Genomic DNA, 21,561 nt, shown 5'->3' on the forward strand with positions numbered 1-21,561 from the left:
TCAGCGGGTCCCCGCGGCGAGGGCCGCCTCGACGCTCGACGCGGCGCCCAGCACCGCGTGATCGCGCAGCGCGGGCGCCCACAGCATCAGGCCGACCGGCAGTTCGCCGGGATGTTCGCACGGGATCGAGATCGCGCAGCCGTCGAGCAGGTTCACGACGGCGGTGTTGCGCAGCAGGCGCGCATTGGTGGCAAGGAACAGGTCGTCGCTGTGCAGCAAGGGGGCGATCTCCGGGGCTTGGAGGGGGAACGGTGGGGCTGAGGAAGGCGTCGATGCCGGCCATGGCGGCCGTCATGTCGTGGATCCAGCGGCGGCGGGCGTCGAGCAGCGCCTGGTAGGCGGCGGGAAGGATGGCCTCGCCGCGGCGGATGCGCATCGCGACGCGCGGGTCATAGCGGTCGCCGCGTTCGGCGAGGCGCGCATGGTGCCATGCCCAGGCCTCGGCCGCGGTGATGCCGCCTTGCGTTTGCAGTTCCGCCACACGGGGCAGGGCGGGCAGCGCGCGTTCCTCGATGCGGGCGCCGGCAGCGCGCAGCGTCGCGAGCGCGCGTTCGAATGCGGCGGCCACCGCGGGCTCGAGCTCGTCCTGCATGAAGTCCGGCGTGATCGCGAAACGCCATGCCGACAAGGGGCGTTCATCGAGGTCGGCCGGTGCGCCGCTCAGCACCGCGTGCAGCAGCGCGGCGTCCCTCACCGAGCGCGTGATCGCGCCAGCCGTGTCCAGCGAAGGCGACAGCGGGACACACCCGTCAAGCGGCACCAGCCGCGCCGTGCTCTTGAAGCCGACCAGTCCCTGCAGCGCGGCCGGGATGCGCAGCGACCCGCCGGTGTCCGAACCGAGTGCCGCCCACGCGGCGCCGGTGGCGACGCTGACCGCACTGCCGGAGGTCGATCCGCCGGGAATGCGCGCCAGGCCGTCGATCGCGTGTGTCACCGGATTCCGGGGCGTGCCGTGATGCGGATTGATCCCGACGCCGGAGAAGGCGAACTCACTCAGGTTGGTGTGGCCGGTCAGCGCGGCGCCGGCGGCGCGCAGCCGGGCGACGACCGGGGCATCGCGTTCGGCGGGGGCCGCATCGTCCATCGCGGCGGAGGCGGCGGTCGTCGGCTGCCCGGCGACGTCGAACAGGTCCTTGACGGACACCGCCAGACCGCCAAGCGTCGGGCGGGGATCGCCGCGAGCCACTGCGGCATCCGAGGCGTCGGCCGCCGCGCGGGCCTCCTCGTCGAAGCGGCGCAGGAAGACGTGCTCGCACGCGGCGGCGTCGGCAAGCGCCAGGCTCTCGTCCAGCAGGCTGCGCGCGGCGTGGCGGCCCAAACGCAGGGAGGCGAGCGCCTCGGTCAGGTCGATCGGCATGCGAAAACGGGTTATACTCGTCGGGTTTTTCCCGGATAAGCCAGCCGTTGGGGCTGGAGTCCGGTGGAGAACGCGGCAGGTGGTTGGGGCCCAGACTTGTTCAAGGCCTGTCCATCGATCGCAAATTCGCGAGTCCGGCGAATCAAGGTGTTGCAACGTACAAGCAGACGTCGCAATTCGTGCCGGATTCTAGAACCAACCTTCGGAGTTACTTATGTCCGTCACGATGCGTGAGATGCTGGAAGCCGGCGTCCATTTCGGCCACCAGACCCGCTTCTGGAATCCCAAGATGGCCCCGTATATCTACGGCCATCGCAACAAGATCCACATCATCAACCTCGAGAAGACGCTGCCCGCGTTCGAGGAAGCCCTGAAGTTCGTGCGCCAGCTCGCCTCCAAGCGCGGCACGATCCTGATGGTCGGCACCAAGCGCCAGGCCCGCGACATCGTCGCCGCCGAAGCTGAGCGCGCCGGCGTCCCGAGCGTCAACCAGCGTTGGCTGGGCGGCACGCTGACCAACTTCAAGACGGTCAAGACCTCGCTGAAGCGCCTCAAGGACATGCAGGCCCAGATCGACGCCGGCACCCAGCCCGCGATCAAGAAGGAAGCCCTGATGTTCACGCGCGACATCAACAAGCTCGAGAAGAACATCGGCGGCATCCAGGACATGGTCGCGCTGCCGGACGCCCTGTTCGTCATCGACGTCGGCTATCACAAGATCGCCGTCCTGGAAGCCAAGAAGCTGGGCATCCCGGTCATCGGCGTCGTGGACACCAACCACTCGCCCGAAGGCATCGACTACGTCATCCCCGGCAACGACGACTCGGCCAAGGCTGTCGCCCTGTACGCCAAGGCTGTCGCCGACGCCGTGCTGGAAGGCCGCGCCAACTCGTCGAACGAAGTCGTCACGGCCGTCGCCGCTGAAGGCGACGAGTTCGTCGAAGTGAACGAAGGCGCCTGATCCAGGCCCTGACCCTCGACGGGTTCTGACAAGGGGGCTGATTCAGCCCCCTTCGTCCAAGCAGATTCAGATTTCAGCGGTGCCGGGTCGTTCCGGGCCGCGACATACGGAGATTGAAATGGCAGCAATTACCGCAAGCATGGTCGCCGAGCTGCGCGCCCGCACCGACTCCCCGATGATGGAGTGCAAGAAGGCGCTGACCGAAGCCGACGGCGACATGACCCGCGCTGAAGAGATCCTGCGCGTCAAGCTGGGCAGCAAGGCCGGCAAGGCCGCCTCGCGCGTGACCGCCGAAGGCGTCGTCGCCGCGGCCGTGAAGGGCAACGCCGGCGCGCTGATCGAAGTCAACTGCGAAACCGACTTCGTGTCGAAGAACGACGCCTTCCTGGCGTTCGTGAACGCGCTGGCCGGTCTGATCGTCGACAGCAACCCCGCCGACATCGCCGCCCTGTCCGCCCTGCCGCTGTCGCAGGAAGGCTTCGGCCCGACGGTCGAGGACGTGCGCGCCGGCCTGATCGGCAAGATCGGCGAGAACATGACGATCCGCCGCTTCAAGCGTTACGAAGGCGCCAAGCTGGCCTCCTACCTGCACGGCACCCGCATCGGCGTGATGGTCGAGTTCGACGGTGACGAAGTCGCCGCCAAGGACGTCGCGATGCACGTCGCCGCGATGAAGCCGGCCGCGCTGTCGTCCGCCGAAGTCCCGGCCGAGCTGGTCGAGAAGGAACGCAAGATCGCCGCCGAGAAGGCCGCCGAGTCCGGCAAGCCGGCCGAGATCGTCGCCAAGATGGTCGAAGGCTCGGTGCAGAAGTTCCTGAAGGAAGTCTCGCTGCAGGACCAGGTCTTCGTGAAGGCCGCCGACGGCAAGCAGACCGTCGCGCAGATGCTCAAGGACAAGGCCACGACGGTGAAGTCGTTCACCCTGTACGTCGTGGGCGAAGGCATCGAGAAGAAGGTCGACGACTTCGCTGCCGAAGTGGCTGCCCAGGTGGCGGCTGCAAGCAAGCAGCAATAAGCGTCGCGACTCAAAAAGGGCGCCTCTGGCGCCCTTTACACTTGTGCGCTTGCGCCAGCAGGCCTACGCACGACACTCCCTCCATCGGCCGTACTGACGAGGTAACAATGCCCGCCCACAAACGCATCCTGCTCAAGCTTTCCGGAGAAGCCCTGATGGGCGACGACGCCTACGGCATCAACCGCGCGACCATCGTGCGCATGGTCCAGGAAATCCAGGAAGTGACGAAGCTCGGCGTCGAGGTGGCGGTCGTCATCGGCGGCGGGAACATCTTCCGCGGCGTGGCGGGCGGCGCGGTCGGCATGGACCGCGCGACGGCCGACTACATGGGCATGCTGGCGACGGTGATGAACTCGCTGGCCCTGGCTGACACGATGCGCCAGGAAGGCATGACCGCGCGCGTCATGTCGGCGATCGCGATCGAGCAGGTCGTCGAACCCTACGTGCGTCCCAAGGCGCTGCAGTACCTGGAAGAAGGCAAGGTCGTCGTCTTCGCGGCCGGCACCGGCAACCCCTTCTTCACGACCGACACGGCCGCCGCGCTGCGTGGCGCCGAGATCGGCGCCGAGATCGTGCTGAAGGCGACCAAGGTCGACGGCGTCTACACCGCCGACCCGAAGAAGGACCCGACGGCCACGCGCTACTCGCGCATCAGCTTCGACGAGGCCATCGGCAAGAACCTGCAAGTGCTGGACGCGACCGCCTTCGCGCTGTGCCGCGACCAGAAGCTGCCCATCCGGGTGTTCTCGATCTTCAAGCCGGGCGCGCTGAAGCGCGTCGTGATGGGTGAGGACGAGGGCACGCTGGTGCACGTCTGACCGGGCTGGCGCGTTAGAGACCACGCCGCCCCCCTGATCGAGGAAAAGAACATGAGCATCGCCGACATCAAGAAGAACGTCGAAGCCAAGATGGCCAAGTCCGTCGAGGCGTTCAAGAACGAACTGCAGAAGATCCGCACCGGCCGCGCCCACCCGGGCCTGCTGGACCAGGTGCATGTGGACTACTACGGCTCGATGGTCCCCATCTCGCAGGTGGCCAACGTCACGCTGCTGGACGCCCGCACGGTCAGCGTGCAGCCCTGGAAAAGGGCATGAGCCAGAAGATCGAGAAGGCCATCCGCGAATCGGACCTGGGCCTGAACCCGTCGTCGATGGGCGACCTGATCCGCGTGCCGATGCCGCCGCTGTCGGAAGAACGCCGCCGCGACCTGGTGAAGGTCTCCAAGGGCGCCGCCGAGGATGCGAAGGTGGCCGTGCGCAACCTGCGTCGCGACGCCAACGAGCAGGCGAAGAAGATGGCCAAGGACAAGGTCATCACCGAGGACGACGAGCGCCGCAGCCAGGACGAAGTCCAGAAGCTGACGGACCGCGTCGTCTCGGACATCGACAAGCTGCTCTCGGCCAAGGAAGCCGAGATCATGGCCGTCTGATCGTCGCATCCTCGTGAGCGCCGACAGCAAGGCGGGAGTGCCCCGCCATGTGGCCATCGTCATGGATGGCAACGGTCGTTGGGCGAAGAAGCGCTTCCTCCCGCGTTTCTTCGGCCACAAGCAGGGCGTGGACGCCCTGGTGCGGGTGGTCCAGGCCTGCATCGATCGAGAGATCGAGTACCTCACCGTCTTCGCCTTCTCCAGCGAGAACTGGAAGCGTCCCAGCGACGAGGTGTCCGGCCTGATGGGCCTGGTGCTGGCGGCGGTGTCGCGCTACCTGGCCCGCATGGGCGCGATGGGCGTGCGCATCCGCATCGTCGGCGACCGCGAGGCGGTGTCCGACAAGCTGCGTGCCGCCTGGGCCGAGGCCGAGGGCTCCACCGCCCACAATTCCAAGCTGACGCTGAACGTCGCGTTCAACTACGGCGGTCGCTGGGACATCGTCCAGGCCTGTCGCAAGGCGATCGCGGCGGGCATCCCGGCGCACGAGCTGACCGAAGCCCGCCTGTCCGAGTTCATGGCGATGAGCTATGCGCCGGACCCGGACCTCTTCATCCGTACCGGCGGCGAACTGCGCATCAGCAACTTCATGCTGTGGCAGACCGCGTACACCGAGTTCGTGTTCTCCGACTGCCTGTGGCCCGAGTTCGGCGAGGCGCAGCTGGACGAGGCGATCGCCGCGTTCCGGGCGCGCGACCGCCGCTTCGGCGGGGTGAACGTTCCGGGCGTCGCCCAGGAGGCTTGAGATGCTGCTTCAGCGCGTGATCACGGCCCTGGTGCTGTTGGCGATCCTGCTGCCGGCGCTGTTCGCGTCGAATCCGATGTGGTTCGCGCTGCTGACGCTGGTGATGATCGCGGCGGCGGGGTGGGAGTGGTCGCGGCTGAACGGCAAGCCCGGCGCGACGGCGCTCGCATTCGGCGCCGTGCTCGCGGCGGCCTGTGCGGCGACCTTCTACGCCGTCGGCTTCAACGTGCCGGCCTGGTGCTGGTGGCTGGCCGGCGGGATATGGGTACTCGGCGGCGTGCGCGCGCTGGCGGCCGGCGTCGCCGGATGGCCGAAGCTGTCGCCCGTGCTCAGACTCGTGCTCGGCGCGGTGCTGCTGTGGGCCGCCTGGCTGGCGCTGATCGTCGCGCGGCAGCGCGGCATCAACTTCCTGCTGTCGGCGATGTGCCTGGTCTGGATGGCCGACATCGCCGCGTACTTCGCCGGCAAGGCCTTCGGCAAGCGCAAGCTCGCGCCGGCGATCAGCCCGGGCAAGAGCTGGGAAGGCGCGATCGGCGGCCTCGTCGGCGTGATCGTGCTGGGCTTCGTCTGGGTCCATGTGATCGACGTGCGCGTCCCGGTGGATTCGGCCTCGCTGTACACGGTGCTGGTCAAGCGCATCGGCATCGTGTCGCTGCTGGCGATGGTCTTCCTGTCGGCGATGAGCGTCGTCGGCGATCTGTTCGAATCCCTGGTCAAGCGGGCCGCCGGCGCCAAGGACAGCAGCCAGCTGCTGCCCGGCCACGGCGGTGTCCTGGACCGTGTCGACGCGCTGCTGCCGGTGCTGCCCCTGGCCTTGGCGCTGACCTCCCTCTGATCCTCCGGATCCCTCCGCGAGACCTTCTGCGATGACCGACCACTTCCACCGCCCGCAGCAGGTCTGCGTGCTGGGTTCCACCGGATCCATCGGCACCAGCACGCTGGACGTGATCGCGCGTCATCCGGACCGTTATCGCGTCTTCGCCCTGTCGGCGATGAGCCGCGTCGACGAGCTCGCCGCGCAGTGCGTGCAATTCCAGCCGCGCTTCGCTGTCCTGCCCGATGCGGCGCTCGCCGCACAACTGCGCACGAGGCTGCGCGAAGCCGGCTCCCGCACCGAAGTGCTCGACAGCATGGCCGCGCTGAGCGAGGTCGCCGCGCATCCCGACGTCGACGCGGTGATGGCCGCGATCGTCGGCGCCGCCGGCCTGCCGCCGGCGATGGCCGCGGCGCGTGCGGGCAAGCGCCTGCTGCTCGCCAACAAGGAAGCGATCGTGCTCGGCGGTGCGCTGTTCATGCGTGCGGTCGCCGAGGGCGGCGCGACGCTGCTGCCGGTGGATTCGGAGCATTCTGCGATCTTCCAGTGCCTGCCCGAGGACCGCTCGACCTGGCCGCAGCGCATCGACCACATCGTGCTGACCGCGTCCGGCGGGCCGTTCCGCCAGCGCGATCCGGCCTCGCTGGCCGATGTCACGCCCGAGCAGGCCTGCGCCCACCCGAACTGGGTGATGGGCCGCAAGATCTCGGTCGACTCGGCGACGATGATGAACAAGGCGCTCGAGGTCATCGAGGCGCGCTGGCTCTTCGACCTGAAGCCCGAGCAGATCAAGGTGCTGATCCACCCGCAGAGCATCGTGCATTCGATGGTGGTCTGCCGTGACCACTCGGTGCTGGCCCAACTGGGCACGCCCGACATGCGCGTGCCCATCGCCTACGCGCTGGCCTTCCCCGAACGCATCGTCTCCGGCGCGGGTGTGCTGGACCTGCTCAAGACACCGAGCCTCGCCTTCGAAGAGGCTGACGAGCGCCGCTTCCCCGGCCTGCATCTGTCGTGGCAGGCACTGCGCGCGGCCGAAGGCAGCACCGCGGTGCTCAACGCCGCGAACGAGGAGGCGGTCGCCGCCTTCCTCGATCACCAGCTTCGCTTCGATCACATCTGCCGCGTCAACCGCGAGGTGCTTGAAACCGTGAATCCCCAGGCGGGCGAGGTCGACAGCGTCGAGGGGCTGCTGGCCCTCGACGGACGCGCCCGCCGACAGGCGAGACAGCAGATCGCGGCGCTCGCCGCGGCGGTCTGATCCTCCGGTCGACGACCGCCGCCCAGCCCCAGACCTCGATCCAGGACGCCCGCGATGCTTTCCCAAGTCCTCTATTTCCTCGTCACGCTGGGCATCCTCATCGTGATCCACGAGTGGGGCCACTACCGCGTGGCGCGTGCCTGCGGCGTCAAGGTGCTGCGTTTCTCGGTGGGCTTCGGCCGCGTGCTGCTGCGCCGGCGCAAGTCGCCGGACAGCACCGAGTTCACGCTGAGCGCGATCCCGCTCGGCGGCTACGTCCGCATGCTCGACGAGAGCGACGGCCCGGTGGCGCCCGACCAGCAATCGCAGGCCTTCAACCGCAAGACGCTGTGGCAGCGCGCGGCGATCGTCGCGGCGGGCCCGGCGGCCAACCTGATCCTGGCGGTGCTGCTGTTCGCGGTCGTCGGCTGGATCGGACGGGAAGAGCCGAAGGCGCTGCTCGGGTCCCCGACGGCGGGCGGACTGGCCGAACGCGCCGGCCTGCGTGCCGGTGATTGGGTGCAGGCCTGGTCCAACGACGGGCAGGATTGGGAAGACGTCCGATCGATGCCGGACTTCGGCTGGCAACTGGCGCAGTCCGTCGCGGACCGCCAGCCGTTGCTGCTCAGCGTCAGCGATGCGGCGGGCCACGGTCGCCGCACCGTGCGCCTCGAGACCGACACCCTGGAGAGCCGCGACTTCGACGAGAAGACGATCGGCCGCATCGGCTTGGGTGGCGTGTTCATCGAACCGGTCCTGGGTCGCATGGTCGACGGCGAACCCGCGCAGGCCGCGGGCCTGCTGTCCGGCGATCGCGTGCTGCGCGTCAACGACGAGGTCGTGCCCGACGTCGCCTGGTTCATCCAGCGTGTGCGCCGCGCCATCGTCGATGGCCAGCCGGAGCCGCTGCGCGTGCTCGTGCGCCGCGACGGCCAGCAGCTGGAACGCGTGGTCACGCCGCGCGTCGAGATCGTCGGCGACCAGCGCGTGGCCCGCATCGGCGCGGGCTTCGACGCCCGGCCGGCGAGCGTCAAGGTGCACTACGGTCCCATCGAATCGGTACGGCAAGGCCTGACCCGCACCTGGGAGCTCAGCGCGCTGACGGTGAAGACCTTGGGCCGGATGTTGGTCGGTGAAGCTTCGGTAAAGAACCTCAGCGGACCCATCACGATCGCCAAGGCGGCGGACCAGTCGGCGAGCCTCGGATTGACTGCTTTCCTGAGCTTCCTCGCCGCCGTCAGCGTGAGCCTCGGCGTGCTGAACCTGCTGCCGCTGCCGATGCTCGATGGCGGACACCTGATGTATTATCTTTTCGAGGGTTTGAGCGGCCGCCCTGTCTCTGAGTGGTGGCACAAGCAGCTGCAACGCGCAGGCATTGCCGTCGTGCTGCTGATGATGAGCCTGGCCCTTTTCAACGATCTGACCCGCACGCTGGGTCTGCACTGAAGCTTCCGCATGCCCCGATTCCTGCCCGACGCCTTGCGCCCCCACGTGATCCAACTGGCGGTGCTGGCTACCGCGCTGCAAGCCGGTTCCGCCTGGGCCGCCGAACCGTTCGTCCTCAAGGACATCCGTGTCGAAGGTCTGCAGCGGACTGACCCGGGCACGGTGTTCGCGGCGCTGCCGTTCCGCATCGGTGACACCTACAACGACGAGAAGGGCGCCGCCGCGCTGCGCGCGCTGTTCGCGACCGGTCTGTTCAAGGACGTCCGCATCAACCTCGACACCGATGCCGTCGTCATCGTGATCGAGGAACGTCCGATCATCGCCAACGTCGGTTTCGTCGGCCTCAAGGAGTTCGACACCGAGGCGCTGACCAAGTCGCTGAAGGACGTCGGCATCGGCGAAGGCAAGCCTTTCGACAAGGCGCTGGCCGACCGCGCCGAGCAGGAACTGAAGCGTCAATACCTGACCCGCTCGCTGTACGGCGCCGAGGTCACGACGACCATCACCCCGATCGAGCGCAACCGCGTCAACGTCAGCTTCTCGGTGACGGAAGGCGAGCCGGCCAAGATCGCCGAGATCCGCATCCTGGGCAACAAGGTCTTCAGCGAAGGCACGCTGACGGGGCTGCTCGAGCAGACCACGTCGGGCTGGCTGACCTGGTACACGAAGACCGACCGCTACTCCCGCTCGAAGCTGAACGCGGACCTGGAAACGATCCGCTCGTACTACCTGAACCGCGGCTACCTCGAGTTCAACGTCGAGTCGACGCAGGTCACGATCTCGCCCGACAAGCAGAGCATCAGCATCGCGATCACGATCAACGAAGGTCAGCCGTACACGGTCAACGGGATTAAGCTCGAAGGCGACTTCATGGGTCGCGACGAGGAGTTCAAGCGCCTGATCGCGCTCAAGCCCGGCCAGCCTTACAACGGCGAGGCGGTGGCGCAGACGACGCGCAACTTCCAGGACCTCTACGGCACCTTCGGCTACGCCTTCGCGCGTGTCGAGAGCCGCCCGGAGATCGACCGCGCGACCGGCCAGGTGACGGTGACGCTGGTCGGCGAGCCGCAGCGCCGCGTCTACGTGCGGCGCGTGCTGATCTCGGGCAACACCCGCACGCGGGACGAAGTGATCCGCCGCGAGTTCCGCCAGTTCGAATCGTCCTGGTACGACGGCGCCCGCATCAAGGCCTCGCGTGACCGCGTCGAACGCCTGGGCTACTTCAAGGACGTCACGATCGACACGACCGAGGTCCCGGGTTCGCCCGACCAGGTCGACGTCACGCTGACCGTGACCGAGCGCCCGACCGGCAACATCCAGATCGGCGCCGGCTACTCCAGCGCGAGCAAGCTGTCGCTGTCGGGCTCGATCTCGCAGGAGAACGTGTTCGGCTCCGGCAACTACCTGGGCATCCAGGTGAACACCGCCAGCACCGGCCGCTCGCTGGGCGTGACGACGGTGGACCCGTACTTCACCGTCGACGGCGTGTCCCGCGCGATCGACGTGTTCTACCGGACCGTCAAGCCGATCAACAACCTCGGCGAGGAATACGAGTTCGCCTCGTACGGCGGCTCGGTCAAGTTCGGCGTGCCGTTCTCCGAGGACGACACCGTGTTCTTCGGCATCGGCTACGAAACGACGCGCATCACGACCCGCACCGGCCTGCCCAACAGCTACTGGCTGTTCCGCGAGCAGTTCGGTTCGTCGGCGATGTCGATCCCGCTGACGATCGGCTGGAAGAAGGACAACCGCGACTCCGTGATCACGCCGACCGCCGGCGCGATGAAGCGGGTGAACCTGGAGCTGAGCCCCGGTCGGCGATTCGCGCTACACGATCGCCAACCTGCAGTACCAGGAGTTCTTCCCGCTGGGACGCAAGTTCTCGCTGATGGTCAACGGCGAATTCGCCTACGGCAAGGGCCTGAGCGGCCGGCCGTATCCGATCTTCAAGAACTTCTACGGCGGCGGCCTGGGTTCGGTGCGGGTGTTCGAGCCCGGCACGCTGGGCCCGGTCGACGTGACCGGCTCCTACACCGGCGGCAACCGCAAGTTCAACCTGAACACCGAGTTCTACGTGCCGGTGCCGGGTTCGGGCAACGACAAGAGCTTCCGTCTGTTCGCGTTCCTGGACGCGGGCAACGTGTGGGGCCAGGACGAGAAGCTCAAGTTCGGTGATGTGCGTGCCTCGGCTGGCGCGGGTATCAGCTGGCTGTCGCCGATGGGCCCGCTGCGGCTCAGCTACGGCTCGCCGATCCGCAAGAAGCCCACGGATAGAATCGAGCGATTCCAATTCCAGATCGGGACTGCATTCTGATGAAGAGCAAGCTGTCGCAGATCGTCGCCACCGTCCTCCTGACGGGCGCGGCGACCCTGGGCGCGCAAGCCCAGGAAGTCAAGATCGGCTACGTCAACAGCGAGCGGATCCTGCGCGAAACCAATTTGGCCAAGGCGGCGGAAACGAAGCTGCAAGCCGAGTTCAGCCGTCGCGAAAAGGCGCTGGTCGACCTGGAGACCAAGTTGCGCGCCGCGGCCGAGAAGCTCGACAAGGACAGCCCCGCGCTGGGCGAGGCCGAGCGCGGCCGCCGCCAGCGCGAGCTGATCGAACAGGACCGCGACCTGCAGCGCAAGCGCCGGGAGTTCAACGAGGACGTCTCCCAGCGCAAGAACGAAGAACTCTCCGCCGTGGTCGAGAAGGCCAACAAGGTCATCAAGCAGATCTTCGAGCAGGAAAAGTACGATCTGATCGTTCAGGACGCGATTCATGCCAGCCCCCGCGTGGACATCACGAAGAAGGTGATCGACGCGCTCAACAGTCAGAAATGACACCCGCCGTGACGCCGGAAGTGACCAAGAAGCAGGTTCTGGTCTCCGATCTGATCGCCGCCTTGGGCGGCGATCTTGTTGGTGCCTCCACCACGGCGATCCGCGCGATCGCGCCGCTGGAGGATGCGGGCGCGGACGCGATCTCCTTCCTCTCGAATCCGAAGTACGAGGCGCAGCTCGCGACCACGCAGGCCGCCTGCGTGATCGTGTCGCCGAAGCTGGCGGAAGCCGCCGCAGCCCGTCAAGGCGCCGGCACGACCGCGTGCTGCATCGTGGCGCCGGATCCCTACCTCTACTTCGCGCGCCTGACCCAGTGGTGGGCCGCGAACATGCGCAAGCCGCGCGCCACGCCGGCCATCCATCCGACCGCGACCGTCGCGGCGGACGCGGTGATCGGCCAGGACGTGGAAGTCGGCCCGCATGCGGTGATCGAGTCCGGCGCGGTGCTGGGCGACGGCGTGCGCATCGGCGCGCATACGATCGTCGAGCAGGACGCCCGCGTCGGCGCGCACACGCGGTTCGCGCCGCACGTGGTGTTCGGCCATGACTGCGTGATCGGCGAACGCTCGATGCTGCACAGCGGCGTGGTCATCGGGGCGGACGGCTTCGGCTTCGCGCCGACCAAGCGCTCGGACGGCGAGCCCGGCGTCGAGTGGGTCAAGATCGAACAGCTCGGCGCGGTGCGCATCGGCGACGGCGTCGAGATCGGCGCCAACACCTGCGTCGACCGCGGCGCGCTGGGCGACACGGTGATCGCCGACGGCGTCATCATCGACAACCTGGTCCAGATCGCGCACAACGTGAAGATCGGCAAGGGCACGGCGATCGCCGGCGCGACGGCGATCGCCGGCAGCGCGGAGATCGGCGCCAACTGCATCGTGGCCGGTGCGGCGCGCATCAACGGCCACATCCGGATCACTGACGGCGTGCAGATCGGCCCGACGGCCAACATCAGCAACAGCATCGACAAGCCCGGCGCCTACGCCGGCATGTGGCCCTTCGAGGACGCCGCATCGTGGCAGAAGAACGCCGCCGCCCTGCGCGGGCTCTATGAGCTGCGCCAGCGCGTGCGTGCCCTGGAAAAGAAGACGACATGACTGAGACCCGCATCGACATCCACGGCATCCTCGAGAAGCTGCCGCACCGTTATCCCATCCTGCTCGTGGACCGCGTCCTGGAAGTGGAGAAGGGCGTGCGCATCCGGGCGATCAAGAACGTCAGCATCAACGAGCCGTTCTTCAACGGCCACTTCCCGCACCGTCCGGTGATGCCGGGCGTGCTGATCCTGGAAGCGCTGGCGCAGGCCGCGACGCTGCTGGCGGTCGAGAGCTACAACTTCACGCTGGACGAGAACCACGTCGTCTACTTCGCCGGCATCGACAACGCGCGCTTCAAGCGGCCCGTCGAGCCGGGCGACCAGCTGATCCTCGAGGTCACGCTGGACCGCGCGAAGGCCGGCATCTACAAGTTCGGCGCCAAGGCGCTGGTCGGCACCGACATCGTGGCCGAGGCCGGCCTGATGTGCACGATGCGCAAGCTCGACTGCTGAGTCGTCGTTGAACACCCGCTGAACAGCCGCTGAATCCGGACGCCCATGGCCCGCATCCATCCCACCGCGATCATCGACCCGCAGGCGCAGCTCGACGAGACCGTCCAAGTCGGCCCGTACGCGGTCATCGGCCCCGAGGTGCGCATCGGCGCGGGGACCCGCGTCGGCCCGCACACCGTGATCGAGGGCAAGACCACGATCGGTCGCGACAACGTCATCTACCAGTTCGCGTCGATCGGCGCGATGCCGCAGGACATGAGCCATGGCGGCGAGGTGACCGAGCTCGTCATCGGCGACCGCAACACGATCCGCGAGTTCTGCACCTTCAACACCGGCACGTTCAAGGAGCAGGGCGTCACGCGCGTCGGCTCCGACAACTGGATCATGGCCTACGTGCACCTGGCGCATGACGTGGTGGTCGGCGACCACTGCGTGCTGGCCAACAACGCCACGCTGGCCGGCCACGTGCATGTGGGCGACTGGGCCACGATCGGCGGCCTGACCGGCGTCCACCAGTTCGTGCACGTCGGCGCGCACGCGATGATCGGTTTCCAGGGCCATGTGGCGCAGGACGTCGCTCCGTACATGACGGTCGACGGCAATCCGCTGGGCGTGCGCGCGGTCAACCTGACCGGCCTGCGCCGCCGCGGCTTCAGCAACGACCGCATCGGCGTGATCCGCCAGATCCACAAGCTGCTGTTCCGCGACGGCACGACGCTGGAGCAATCCGTCGCGAACATCGAGGCGCTCAAGCAGGGCCAGGACGCCGAGTCGATCCGCGACATCCAGGCGATGCTGGACTTCCTGGCGGGCGCCAAGCGCGGCCTCGTCCGCTGAACGACCCGGACGATTGACATGAGCGCCACGGATCCTCGACTGGGCCTGGTGGCCGGCGAGGCCTCCGGCGATCTGCTCGCCAGCCTGCTGCTGCAAGGCCTGAAGGCGCGCTGGCCGGACTTGAGCTCGGCCGGCATCGGCGGCCCCAGGATGCAGACACAAGGCTTCGACGCCTGGTGGCCCAGCCACAAGCTGTCGATCTTCGGCTACTGGGACGCGATCAAGAACATCCGCGAGCTGCTCGCGATCCGCCGCCAGCTCGGCGATCGACTGATCGCCGAGCGGCCGTCGGTCTTCGTCGGTGTCGATGCGCCCGACTTCAACTTCGGCCTGGAGCAGCGCCTGCGCGAGGCCGGCATCAAGACGGTCCACTTCGTCTGCCCGTCCATCTGGGCCTGGCGCGCGGAGCGCGTGCAGACGATCAAGCGCAGTGCGGATCACGTGCTGTGCCTGTTCCCGTTCGAACCTGCGATCCTGGAGAAGGCGGGCATCCCGTCGACCTACGTCGGGCACCCGCTGGCCGACCAGATCCCGTTCGAACCGCCACGCGAGGACGCGCGCCGCGACCTGGGCCTTGCGGAGAGCGACACCATCGTCGCCATCCTGCCCGGCAGCCGTCGCAGCGAACTGGACTACATCGGCCCGCCGCTGCTGGACGCCGCGCGGCGCATGCACCAGGCGCGCCCCGCGTTGCGCTTCGTCATCCCGATCGCGCCGGGCCTGCGTCCGATGGTCGAGGCGCTGATGGCGCAGCATGGCCAGGGCCTGCCGATGACGCTGGTCGACGGTCGCGCCCAGGAGGCGCTGGCCGCCTGCGACCTGACGCTGGTCGCGAGCGGCACCGCGACGCTGGAAGCGGCGCTGCTGAAGCGGCCGATGGTGATCGCCTACAAGCTGCACTGGTTCAACGCGTGGCGGATGAAGGGCAAGGCGCTGCTGCCGTGGGTGGGGCTGCCGAACGTGCTCGCGCGCGAGACGCTGGTGCCCGAGTGCCTGCAGGACGAATGCACCGGCGAGCGCATCGCCCGCGAGGGCCTGGCCTGGCTGGACGACGCGCCGCGTCGGGAGCGGCTGCGCGAGCGTTTCCTCGAGATCCACCAACAGCTGCGCTGCAACACCGCGCAAAAGGCCGGCGATGCGATCGCGAAAATCCTCGGCGCTTGAGCCTCCGACGCAACTGGGCCTGGAATGGGTCCGCGAGGGTCTGCTGTGCGGCGTGGACGAAGCGGGCCGCGGTCCGCTGGCGGGCCCGGTGGTCGCCGCGGCGGTGATCCTGGACGATCAGAACCCGATCAAGGGGCTGAACGATTCGAAGGTGCTCAGCGAGAAGAAGCGCGAGCAGCTGTTCGACGAGATCCGCGCCAAGGCGCTGTGCTTCTGCATCGCGGAGGCGACGGTCGAGGAGATCGACCGCATCAACATCCTGCAGGCGACGATGCTGGCGATGCGCCGCGCGGTCGAGGGCCTGCGGCTCAAGCCCGCGCACGTGCAGGTCGACGGCAACCGGCTGCCGGTGCTGCGCATCCCCGCCGAGGCCATCGTCAAGGGCGATGCGCTGGTGCCGGCGATCTCGGCCGCGTCGATCCTGGCCAAGGTGCACCGCGACCGTTTCTGCCTGCAGATGCACGCGCAGCATCCGGAGTATGGCTTCGACAACCACAAGGGCTACGGCACGCGCGAGCACCTGGACGCGCTGCGCGTGCACGGCGCGAGCGTGTGGCATCGGCAGAGCTTCGCGCCGGTGCGTTCGCTGGACCTGGGTGATCCGGGCCTGGCGAACATCGCGCCCCCACGGAACGTCGATCCCGCGCTGAACGAGGAAATGAGACCCGGATGAGCTGGCAGTCGATCACCGCGCGCGACAACCCGAACCTGCAGCGACTGCGCAAGCTGGCGCAGGACGGCGGCGCCTACCGCAAGCTGGGCGGTGTCTGGCTGGAAGGCGACCACCTCGTGCGCGCGGCGGTGCAACGCGGCGTCAAACCGTCGCTCGCGCTGATCACGGACGTGGCCGCGGCGGACGAGGCGCTGCATGCGCTCGCCGACGTGGCACCGAAAGTGCTGGTCGTGTCGCCGGAGCTCTTCAAGACGGTGTCGGGCCTGGAGTCGCCGGCGCAGATCGGCTTCGAGCTGGCCCTGCCGACGCAGCCGCGCATCGATGCGAAGGCCGATTCCGTCGTGCTGGACCGCCTGCAGGATGCGGGCAATGTCGGCACGATCCTGCGCAGCGCGGGTGCTCTGGGCTTCCGGCAGGTGCTGGCGCTCAAGGGCACTGCGGCGCTGTGGTCGCCGAAGGTGCTGCGCGCCGGCATGGGCGCGCACTTCGGCCTGCATCTGGTGGAAGGTCTGAGCATCGAGGACCTCGATGCGCTGAAGGTCCCGCTGCTGGCGACCAGTTCGCATGCGGATGCCATGCTCCATCAAGCCGATCTCCCCAACCCTTGCGCCTGGGTCATGGGCCACGAAGGGCAGGGCGTCGCCGAGGCGTTGATGCAGCGCTGCGCGTTGCGCGTCGGCATTCCGCAGCCGGGCGGCGAAGAGTCCCTGAACGTGGCGAGCGCCGCGTCGATCTGCCTCTACGAATCGGCTCGTCGCAGGCTGATCTGAGCGACCGTCCCGCACGCTTTGCGCGGCGAGCCATTCATCGCGCCATCGCGAGCGCGGCGACTCCTAGCGCGATGAACACCGCGCCCGCGATGCGCCACCCGCGCTCGCCTTCGCCGAGCAACTGTCCGCCGATCAGCGCGGCGAACAGCATCGACAGCTCCCGCGCCGGCGCGACGCGCGACAGCGGCGCGAGCTTCATCGCATAGAGCACCAGGATGTAGGCCGATGGCGCGCCGACGGCCACGACCAGCGCATGCTTCCACTGCTTGCGCAGTGCGGGCATGAAGCCGGCACGGTCGCGCAGCACGGCGGGCAGGCTCACCGGCACGCGCAGCAGGTTGCAGATGTAGTCGTAGAGGATCGGCGACAGCGCCAGCACCTTCACCGCGTAGCCGTCGATGACGCTGTAGGCGGCGATCGTCGCGCCGGTGAGCGCGCCCCAGGCGATGCCCAGCTTGCGCTTGCGGTGCAGTTCCGGATCGTGATTCGCGCCTTTCGAGAAGAACGTCGGTCCCGCCGCCATCAGCAGGATGCCGCCGACGACGCCCGCAAGTCCAAGCCCGCCTCCCACGCCGAGATGCTCGCCCAGCAGCACCACCGCGACCAGCGACGACAGCAGCGGCCCGCTGCCGCGCGCGACGGGGTAGACGACCGTCATGTCGGCGGCGCGGTAGCCGGCGAGCAGCGCGTTGAAGTAGGCCAGATGGACGACCGCGCTGGCGAGCGTGGCCGTCCACGCCTGCCAGCCCCAGGCGGGCAGGTCGTCGAGTCCGACGACCACGACCACGGGCAGCCAGAGCACCGTGACGCCGACGGCGGTCATGCAGGCGAAATGATGATTGCCCTGCGCCTTCTTGGCGGCAAAGTTCCACAGCGCGTGGATCAGCGCGGCCGCGACGACCAGGGCGAGCGCGCTCGCTGGCATCGGTCGCGGGGGGCCTCAATACATCAGGCGATCGGGACGGATGTCGCGCAGGATCGTCGTGGCGATTTCCTCGATCGACTTGTGCGTCGACGACAGCCAGTTGATGCCGGCCTTCTTCATCATCGTCTCGGCCTCGCGGACCTCGTAGTGGCAGTTCATGAGGTCGGCGTACTTGCTGCCCGGGCGGCGCTCGTTGCGGACCTGCGCCAGCCGCTCCGGATCGATCGTCAGGCCGAAGCACTTCTTCTTGTGCGGGATCAGCAGCGAGGGCAGGTGGCCGCGATCGAAGTCCTCGGGGATCAGCGGGTAGTTGGCCGCCTTGATGCCGTGCTGCATCGCCAGGTACAGCGAGGTCGGCGTCTTGCCGCAACGACTGACCCCCACCAGGATCACGTCCGCCGAGTCGAGGTTGCGCGCCGACTGTCCGTCGTCGTGCGCCAGCGAGAAATTGATCGCCTCGATCCGGTCGTGGTACTCCTGGCTCTTCGCGACGTCGGAGAAGCGGCCGACGCGATGGCTCGACTTGATCCGGAACTCGTCTTCCAAGGGCGCGATGAAGGTGCCGAACATGTCCATCACGAGGCCTTGACACTCCTGGCGCACCACGTTCAGCACCTCGCGATTGACCAGCGTCGCGAAGACGATGGGTCGCACGCCTTCGCGCTCGCCGGTCTCGTTGATCTCCTGGACCAGCTGGCGGGCCTTCTCGCCGCTGTCGATGAACGGGCGGCGCACGTGACGGGCCTTCACCGGGAACTGCGCCAGGATGGAGTTACCGAAGGTTTCGGCGGTGATGCCGGTGCCATCCGAGACGAAGTAGACGGTGTGCTGGGTCATGAGGGGCCTTTGAATCATGCCGGGACCGAACCGCGAGCGGCCCGGGAGCCTTCGCCGGATCGGGCATGCCGCATGCCGAAGCGGGAAGAACGGCCGTTGTCCTGCCTCGGCCCGGCCCCGAACGGGGGCTTACATCATAGATCGGCGACCCACTAGAATCGTCCGCAACTTGCCCCTGCCCATCGCATGAACGCCGCATGAACGCCGCCTCGCGCCGCCCACAAGAATCGACAACACCTGTCGTGCGCCGCGTCATGCCTGTCTCCCTCGAAGCCGCCGATGCGATCGGCCTGCTCGGGAGTGCGCGGGGAGCCCCGGTTTCTCAACATCACGGAGTTTTCCCATGTCTGATGCACGCTTCGAGGCGACCGCCCTGGTCGTACCCTTCGAGAAACTGAGGATGACCGACGTCGAGTCGGTGGGCGGCAAGAACGCCTCGCTCGGCGAAATGATCTCGCAGCTGGCCGAAACCGGCGTGCGCGTGCCCGGCGGCTTCGCCACCACGGCCCACGCCTTCCGCCAGTTCCTCAAGCATGAAGGCCTGGATGTCCGCATCCAGAATCGCCTGGCCGACCTCAACACCGATGACGTCCGCGCGCTGGCCGTGGCCGGCGCCGAGATCCGCGGCTGGCTGGAAGCGCAGCCGTTCCCGGCCGACCTCGAAGCGGCGATCCGCGCCTCCTTCGCCGGCCTGACCGCGGACAACCCGGACGCCTCCTTCGCCGTGCGCTCGTCCGCGACCGCGGAAGACCTGCCCGACGCCTCCTTCGCCGGCCAGCAGGAGACCTTCCTGAACGTCGTCGGCATCGAGGACGTGCTGCACAAGATGAAGGAAGTCTTCGCGTCGCTCTACAACGACCGCGCGATCAGCTACCGCGTGCACAAGGGCTTCGCGCACAGCGAGGTGGCCCTGTCGGCGGGCGTGCAACGCATGGTGCGCTCCGACCTGGGCGCCGCCGGCGTGATGTTCACCATCGACACCGAGTCCGGCTTCAAGGATGTCGTCTTCATCACCTCCAGCTACGGCCTGGGCGAGACGGTGGTGCAGGGCGCCGTCAACCCCGACGAGTTCTACGTCCACAAGCCGGCGCTGCAGCGCGGCAAGTTCGCGCTGATCCGCCGCAACCTGGGGTCCAAGCTGATCCAGATGACCTTCTCCACGCCCGAGGAGAAGGCCGCCAGCGGCAAGCTGGTCAAGACCGTCGACGTCGAGGTCGAGCAGCGCAACCGCTACTCGCTGACCGACGAGGACGTCGTGCAACTGGCCAAGTACGCGGTGATCATCGAGCAGCATTACGGCCGCCCGATGGACATCGAGTGGGGCAAGGACGGCAACGACGGCCAGCTCTACATCCTGCAGGCGCGCCCGGAGACGGTGAAGAGCCAGGCCGAGGGCCAGGTCGAGCAGCGCTTCAAGCTCAAGGGCTCGGGCACGGTGGTGGCCGAAGGTCGCGCGATCGGCCAGAAGATCGGCACGGGCCCGGTCCGCCTGGTCGACAGCGTGGCCGAGATGGAACGCGTGCAGCCCGGCGACGTGCTGGTCACCGACATGACCGATCCGAACTGGGAGCCGGTCATGAAGCGCGCCAGCGCGATCGTGACCAACCGCGGCGGCCGTACCTGCCACGCGGCGATCATCGCGCGTGAGCTGGGCATCCCGGCGGTCGTCGGATGTGGCGACGCGACGGACAAGCTCAAGGACGGTCAACTGGTGACGGTGGTCTGCTCCGAGGGCGACACCGGCTTCATCTACGACGGCCTGCTCGAGACCGAGGTCAGCGAAGTCCACCGCGGCGAGATGCCCTACAGCCCGGTGAAGATCATGATGAACGTCGGCAATCCGCAGCTGGCGTTCAACTTCGCGCAGATGCCCAACAGCGGCGTCGGTCTGGCGCGGCTCGAGTTCATCATCAACAACAACATCGGCGTCCACCCGAAGGCGATCCTGGACTATCCGAACATCGACAACGACCTGAAGAAGGCCGTCGAGTCGGTGGCGCGGGGCCATGCCTCGCCGCGCGCGTTCTACGTCGACAAGCTGGCCGAAGGCATCGCCACGATTGCCGCGGCCTTCTGGCCGCAGCCGGTCATCGTGCGTCTGTCCGACTTCAAGAGCAACGAGTACCGCAAGCTGATCGGCGGCTCGCGCTACGAGCCGGACGAAGAGAACCCGATGCTGGGCTTCCGTGGCGCGTCGCGCTACATCTCGGGCGAGTTCCAGGACGCGTTCGCGATGGAATGCGAGGCGCTCAAGCGCGTGCGCAACGACATGGGCCTGACCAACGTCGAGATCATGGTGCCCTTCGTGCGCACGGTGAAGCAGGCGCAGAAGGTCGTCGAGATGCTGGGTGAGCGCGGCCTGAAGCGCGCGGCCAACGGCGGCCAGGACGGCCTGCGCGTCATCATGATGTGCGAGGTCCCGAGCAACGCCATCCTGGCCGAGCAGTTCCTGGAGCATTTCGACGGCATGTCGATCGGCTCCAACGACCTGACGCAGCTGACGCTGGGCCTGGACCGCGACTCCGGCCTGGAGCTGCTGTCGGGCGACTTCGACGAACGCGATCCGGCGGTGAAGGCGCTGATCTCGCGCGCGATCGCTGCCTGCCGCGCCACGGGCAAGTACATCGGCATCTGCGGCCAGGGCCCCAGCGACCATGCGGACTTCGCCGAATGGCTGGCCGCGGAAGGCATTGCCTCGCTGTCGCTGAACCCGGACACGGTGGTCGAGACCTGGCAGCGTCTCGCGAAGCGCTGAGCCCTCGCACCCCACCACGCAACGGCCCTTCGGGGCCGTTTTCCATTGCAGTCCTCGGTCGCAAAACCGAGGAAGGACGACAGTGGTTGGGGACGGCATGGCGTGGGGTTTCGGAGCTTGCCTCCGGGGCCCCACGCCATGGCGGCCAACGCCCAAGCCTCAGCAGGCAGGCGGTCCCCGCATGTCCCCGGGGGAAGTTGTGGATGCGCCCGCACGGCAAG

The 21,561-nt window shown here is 67.8% G+C and carries 17 protein-coding genes and 3 pseudogenes; 17 read left to right on the forward strand and 3 right to left on the reverse strand.

The features are described from left to right. Positions 1-1,357, reverse strand: a pseudogene (locus ACFJIX_RS16130) (amidase). Positions 1,358-1,571: 214 nt separating this feature from the next. On the opposite strand from ACFJIX_RS16130, the gene rpsB reads away from it, so the two are divergent. From rpsB to ACFJIX_RS16210, 16 genes and pseudogenes are all read left to right on the forward strand, one after another. Continuing rightward, positions 1,572-2,318, forward strand: coding sequence for a 30S ribosomal protein S2 (gene rpsB / locus ACFJIX_RS16135; protein WP_377152676.1), 747 nt, complete (start codon positions 1,572-1,574; stop codon positions 2,316-2,318). Between the two features lie 118 nt (positions 2,319-2,436). Further along, positions 2,437-3,333, forward strand: a complete 897-nt coding sequence (tsf, locus tag ACFJIX_RS16140) for a translation elongation factor Ts (protein ID WP_331614127.1) — start codon at positions 2,437-2,439, stop codon at positions 3,331-3,333. A gap of 107 nt (positions 3,334-3,440) precedes the next feature. After that, a complete protein-coding gene (pyrH, locus tag ACFJIX_RS16145; RefSeq protein WP_377152678.1) occupies positions 3,441-4,151 on the forward strand; it encodes a UMP kinase in 711 nt (236 codons plus the stop codon). Positions 4,152-4,202: 51 nt separating this feature from the next. Next, positions 4,203-4,762, forward strand: a pseudogene (gene frr / locus ACFJIX_RS16150) (ribosome recycling factor). Positions 4,763-4,775: 13 nt separating this feature from the next. Beyond that, positions 4,776-5,507: a polyprenyl diphosphate synthase gene (uppS, locus tag ACFJIX_RS16155; RefSeq protein ID WP_377152680.1), complete on the forward strand. Its 732-nt coding sequence runs from the start codon at positions 4,776-4,778 to the stop codon at positions 5,505-5,507. Between the two features lies 1 nt (position 5,508). Further along, positions 5,509-6,342 carry a phosphatidate cytidylyltransferase gene (locus tag ACFJIX_RS16160; RefSeq protein WP_377152682.1) on the forward strand — a complete coding sequence of 278 codons (834 nt, stop codon included), beginning with the start codon at positions 5,509-5,511 and terminating at the stop codon, positions 6,340-6,342. Between the two features lie 31 nt (positions 6,343-6,373). Beyond that, on the forward strand, positions 6,374-7,582 hold the full coding sequence (ispC, locus tag ACFJIX_RS16165; protein ID WP_377152684.1) for a 1-deoxy-D-xylulose-5-phosphate reductoisomerase: 1,209 nt from the start codon (positions 6,374-6,376) through the stop codon (positions 7,580-7,582). 54 nt (positions 7,583-7,636) lie between these two features. Further along, positions 7,637-9,007, forward strand: coding sequence for an RIP metalloprotease RseP (gene rseP, locus ACFJIX_RS16170; protein ID WP_377152686.1), 1,371 nt, complete (start codon positions 7,637-7,639; stop codon positions 9,005-9,007). Between the two features lie 9 nt (positions 9,008-9,016). After that, positions 9,017-11,321: pseudogene (gene bamA, locus ACFJIX_RS16175) on the forward strand (outer membrane protein assembly factor BamA). Continuing rightward, on the forward strand, positions 11,321-11,830 hold the full coding sequence (locus ACFJIX_RS16180; protein WP_377152688.1) for an OmpH family outer membrane protein: 510 nt from the start codon (positions 11,321-11,323) through the stop codon (positions 11,828-11,830). Before bamA ends, ACFJIX_RS16180 begins: the two are co-directional and overlap by 1 nt. Further along, positions 11,827-12,927 (forward strand): UDP-3-O-(3-hydroxymyristoyl)glucosamine N-acyltransferase, encoded by a 1,101-nt coding sequence (lpxD, locus tag ACFJIX_RS16185; RefSeq protein ID WP_377152690.1) that lies wholly within the window; start codon positions 11,827-11,829, stop codon positions 12,925-12,927. The genes ACFJIX_RS16180 and lpxD overlap by 4 nt, the downstream gene beginning before the upstream one ends. Next, complete coding sequence (gene fabZ / locus ACFJIX_RS16190) at positions 12,924-13,379, forward strand: 3-hydroxyacyl-ACP dehydratase FabZ (protein WP_377152692.1); 456 nt, start codon at positions 12,924-12,926, stop codon at positions 13,377-13,379. The genes lpxD and fabZ overlap by 4 nt, the downstream gene beginning before the upstream one ends. A gap of 45 nt (positions 13,380-13,424) precedes the next feature. Next, entirely contained in the window at positions 13,425-14,216 is a 792-nt protein-coding gene (gene lpxA, locus ACFJIX_RS16195) for an acyl-ACP--UDP-N-acetylglucosamine O-acyltransferase (protein ID WP_377152695.1), read from the forward strand. 18 nt (positions 14,217-14,234) lie between these two features. Further along, the gene (gene lpxB / locus ACFJIX_RS16200; RefSeq protein WP_377152697.1) at positions 14,235-15,380 is read left to right on the forward strand and encodes a lipid-A-disaccharide synthase; all 1,146 of its coding nucleotides are present in this window, start codon (positions 14,235-14,237) and stop codon (positions 15,378-15,380) included. Continuing rightward, positions 15,352-16,053 (forward strand): ribonuclease HII, encoded by a 702-nt coding sequence (gene rnhB, locus ACFJIX_RS16205; protein ID WP_377152700.1) that lies wholly within the window; start codon positions 15,352-15,354, stop codon positions 16,051-16,053. Before lpxB ends, rnhB begins: the two co-directional genes overlap by 29 nt. Further along, positions 16,050-16,823 carry a TrmH family RNA methyltransferase gene (locus ACFJIX_RS16210; RefSeq protein WP_377152702.1) on the forward strand — a complete coding sequence of 258 codons (774 nt, stop codon included), beginning with the start codon at positions 16,050-16,052 and terminating at the stop codon, positions 16,821-16,823. The genes rnhB and ACFJIX_RS16210 overlap by 4 nt, the downstream gene beginning before the upstream one ends. 34 nt (positions 16,824-16,857) lie before the next feature. Here the strand turns inward: ACFJIX_RS16210 and ACFJIX_RS16215 are convergent, their stop codons facing one another. Both ACFJIX_RS16215 and ACFJIX_RS16220 read right to left on the reverse strand, forming a co-directional pair. Further along, positions 16,858-17,748, reverse strand: coding sequence for an EamA family transporter (locus ACFJIX_RS16215; protein ID WP_377152704.1), 891 nt, complete (start codon positions 17,746-17,748; stop codon positions 16,858-16,860). A gap of 15 nt (positions 17,749-17,763) precedes the next feature. Beyond that, a complete protein-coding gene (locus ACFJIX_RS16220) occupies positions 17,764-18,585 on the reverse strand; it encodes a pyruvate, water dikinase regulatory protein (protein WP_377152706.1) in 822 nt (273 codons plus the stop codon). Positions 18,586-18,928: 343 nt separating this feature from the next. Between ACFJIX_RS16220 and ppsA the strand changes: the two genes are divergently transcribed. Further along, complete coding sequence (ppsA, locus tag ACFJIX_RS16225; RefSeq protein WP_377152708.1) at positions 18,929-21,340, forward strand: phosphoenolpyruvate synthase; 2,412 nt, start codon at positions 18,929-18,931, stop codon at positions 21,338-21,340. Positions 21,341-21,561: the final 221 nt, after the last annotated feature.

Origin of the sequence: Roseateles sp. UC29_93, from assembly GCF_042695725.1 — a bacterium.
Lineage (GTDB): Bacteria > Pseudomonadota > Gammaproteobacteria > Burkholderiales > Burkholderiaceae_C > Roseateles > Roseateles noduli_A.

Coding starts and splice junctions, on each gene's coding strand:
- fabZ (WP_377152692.1), top strand. CDS start 12,924: ATGACTGAGACCCGCATCGACATCCACGGCATCCTCGAGAAGCTGCCG.
- ACFJIX_RS16180 (WP_377152688.1), top strand. CDS start 11,321: ATGAAGAGCAAGCTGTCGCAGATCGTCGCCACCGTCCTCCTGACGGGC.
- lpxB (WP_377152697.1), top strand. CDS start 14,235: ATGAGCGCCACGGATCCTCGACTGGGCCTGGTGGCCGGCGAGGCCTCC.
- lpxD (WP_377152690.1), top strand. CDS start 11,827: ATGACACCCGCCGTGACGCCGGAAGTGACCAAGAAGCAGGTTCTGGTC.
- ppsA (WP_377152708.1), top strand. CDS start 18,929: ATGTCTGATGCACGCTTCGAGGCGACCGCCCTGGTCGTACCCTTCGAG.
- ispC (WP_377152684.1), top strand. CDS start 6,374: ATGACCGACCACTTCCACCGCCCGCAGCAGGTCTGCGTGCTGGGTTCC.
- ACFJIX_RS16160 (WP_377152682.1), top strand. CDS start 5,509: ATGCTGCTTCAGCGCGTGATCACGGCCCTGGTGCTGTTGGCGATCCTG.
- ACFJIX_RS16220 (WP_377152706.1), bottom strand. CDS start 18,585: ATGACCCAGCACACCGTCTACTTCGTCTCGGATGGCACCGGCATCACC.
- rseP (WP_377152686.1), top strand. CDS start 7,637: ATGCTTTCCCAAGTCCTCTATTTCCTCGTCACGCTGGGCATCCTCATC.
- rpsB (WP_377152676.1), top strand. CDS start 1,572: ATGTCCGTCACGATGCGTGAGATGCTGGAAGCCGGCGTCCATTTCGGC.
- tsf (WP_331614127.1), top strand. CDS start 2,437: ATGGCAGCAATTACCGCAAGCATGGTCGCCGAGCTGCGCGCCCGCACC.
- lpxA (WP_377152695.1), top strand. CDS start 13,425: ATGGCCCGCATCCATCCCACCGCGATCATCGACCCGCAGGCGCAGCTC.
- ACFJIX_RS16215 (WP_377152704.1), bottom strand. CDS start 17,748: ATGCCAGCGAGCGCGCTCGCCCTGGTCGTCGCGGCCGCGCTGATCCAC.
- pyrH (WP_377152678.1), top strand. CDS start 3,441: ATGCCCGCCCACAAACGCATCCTGCTCAAGCTTTCCGGAGAAGCCCTG.
- rnhB (WP_377152700.1), top strand. CDS start 15,352: ATGCGATCGCGAAAATCCTCGGCGCTTGAGCCTCCGACGCAACTGGGC.
- ACFJIX_RS16210 (WP_377152702.1), top strand. CDS start 16,050: ATGAGCTGGCAGTCGATCACCGCGCGCGACAACCCGAACCTGCAGCGA.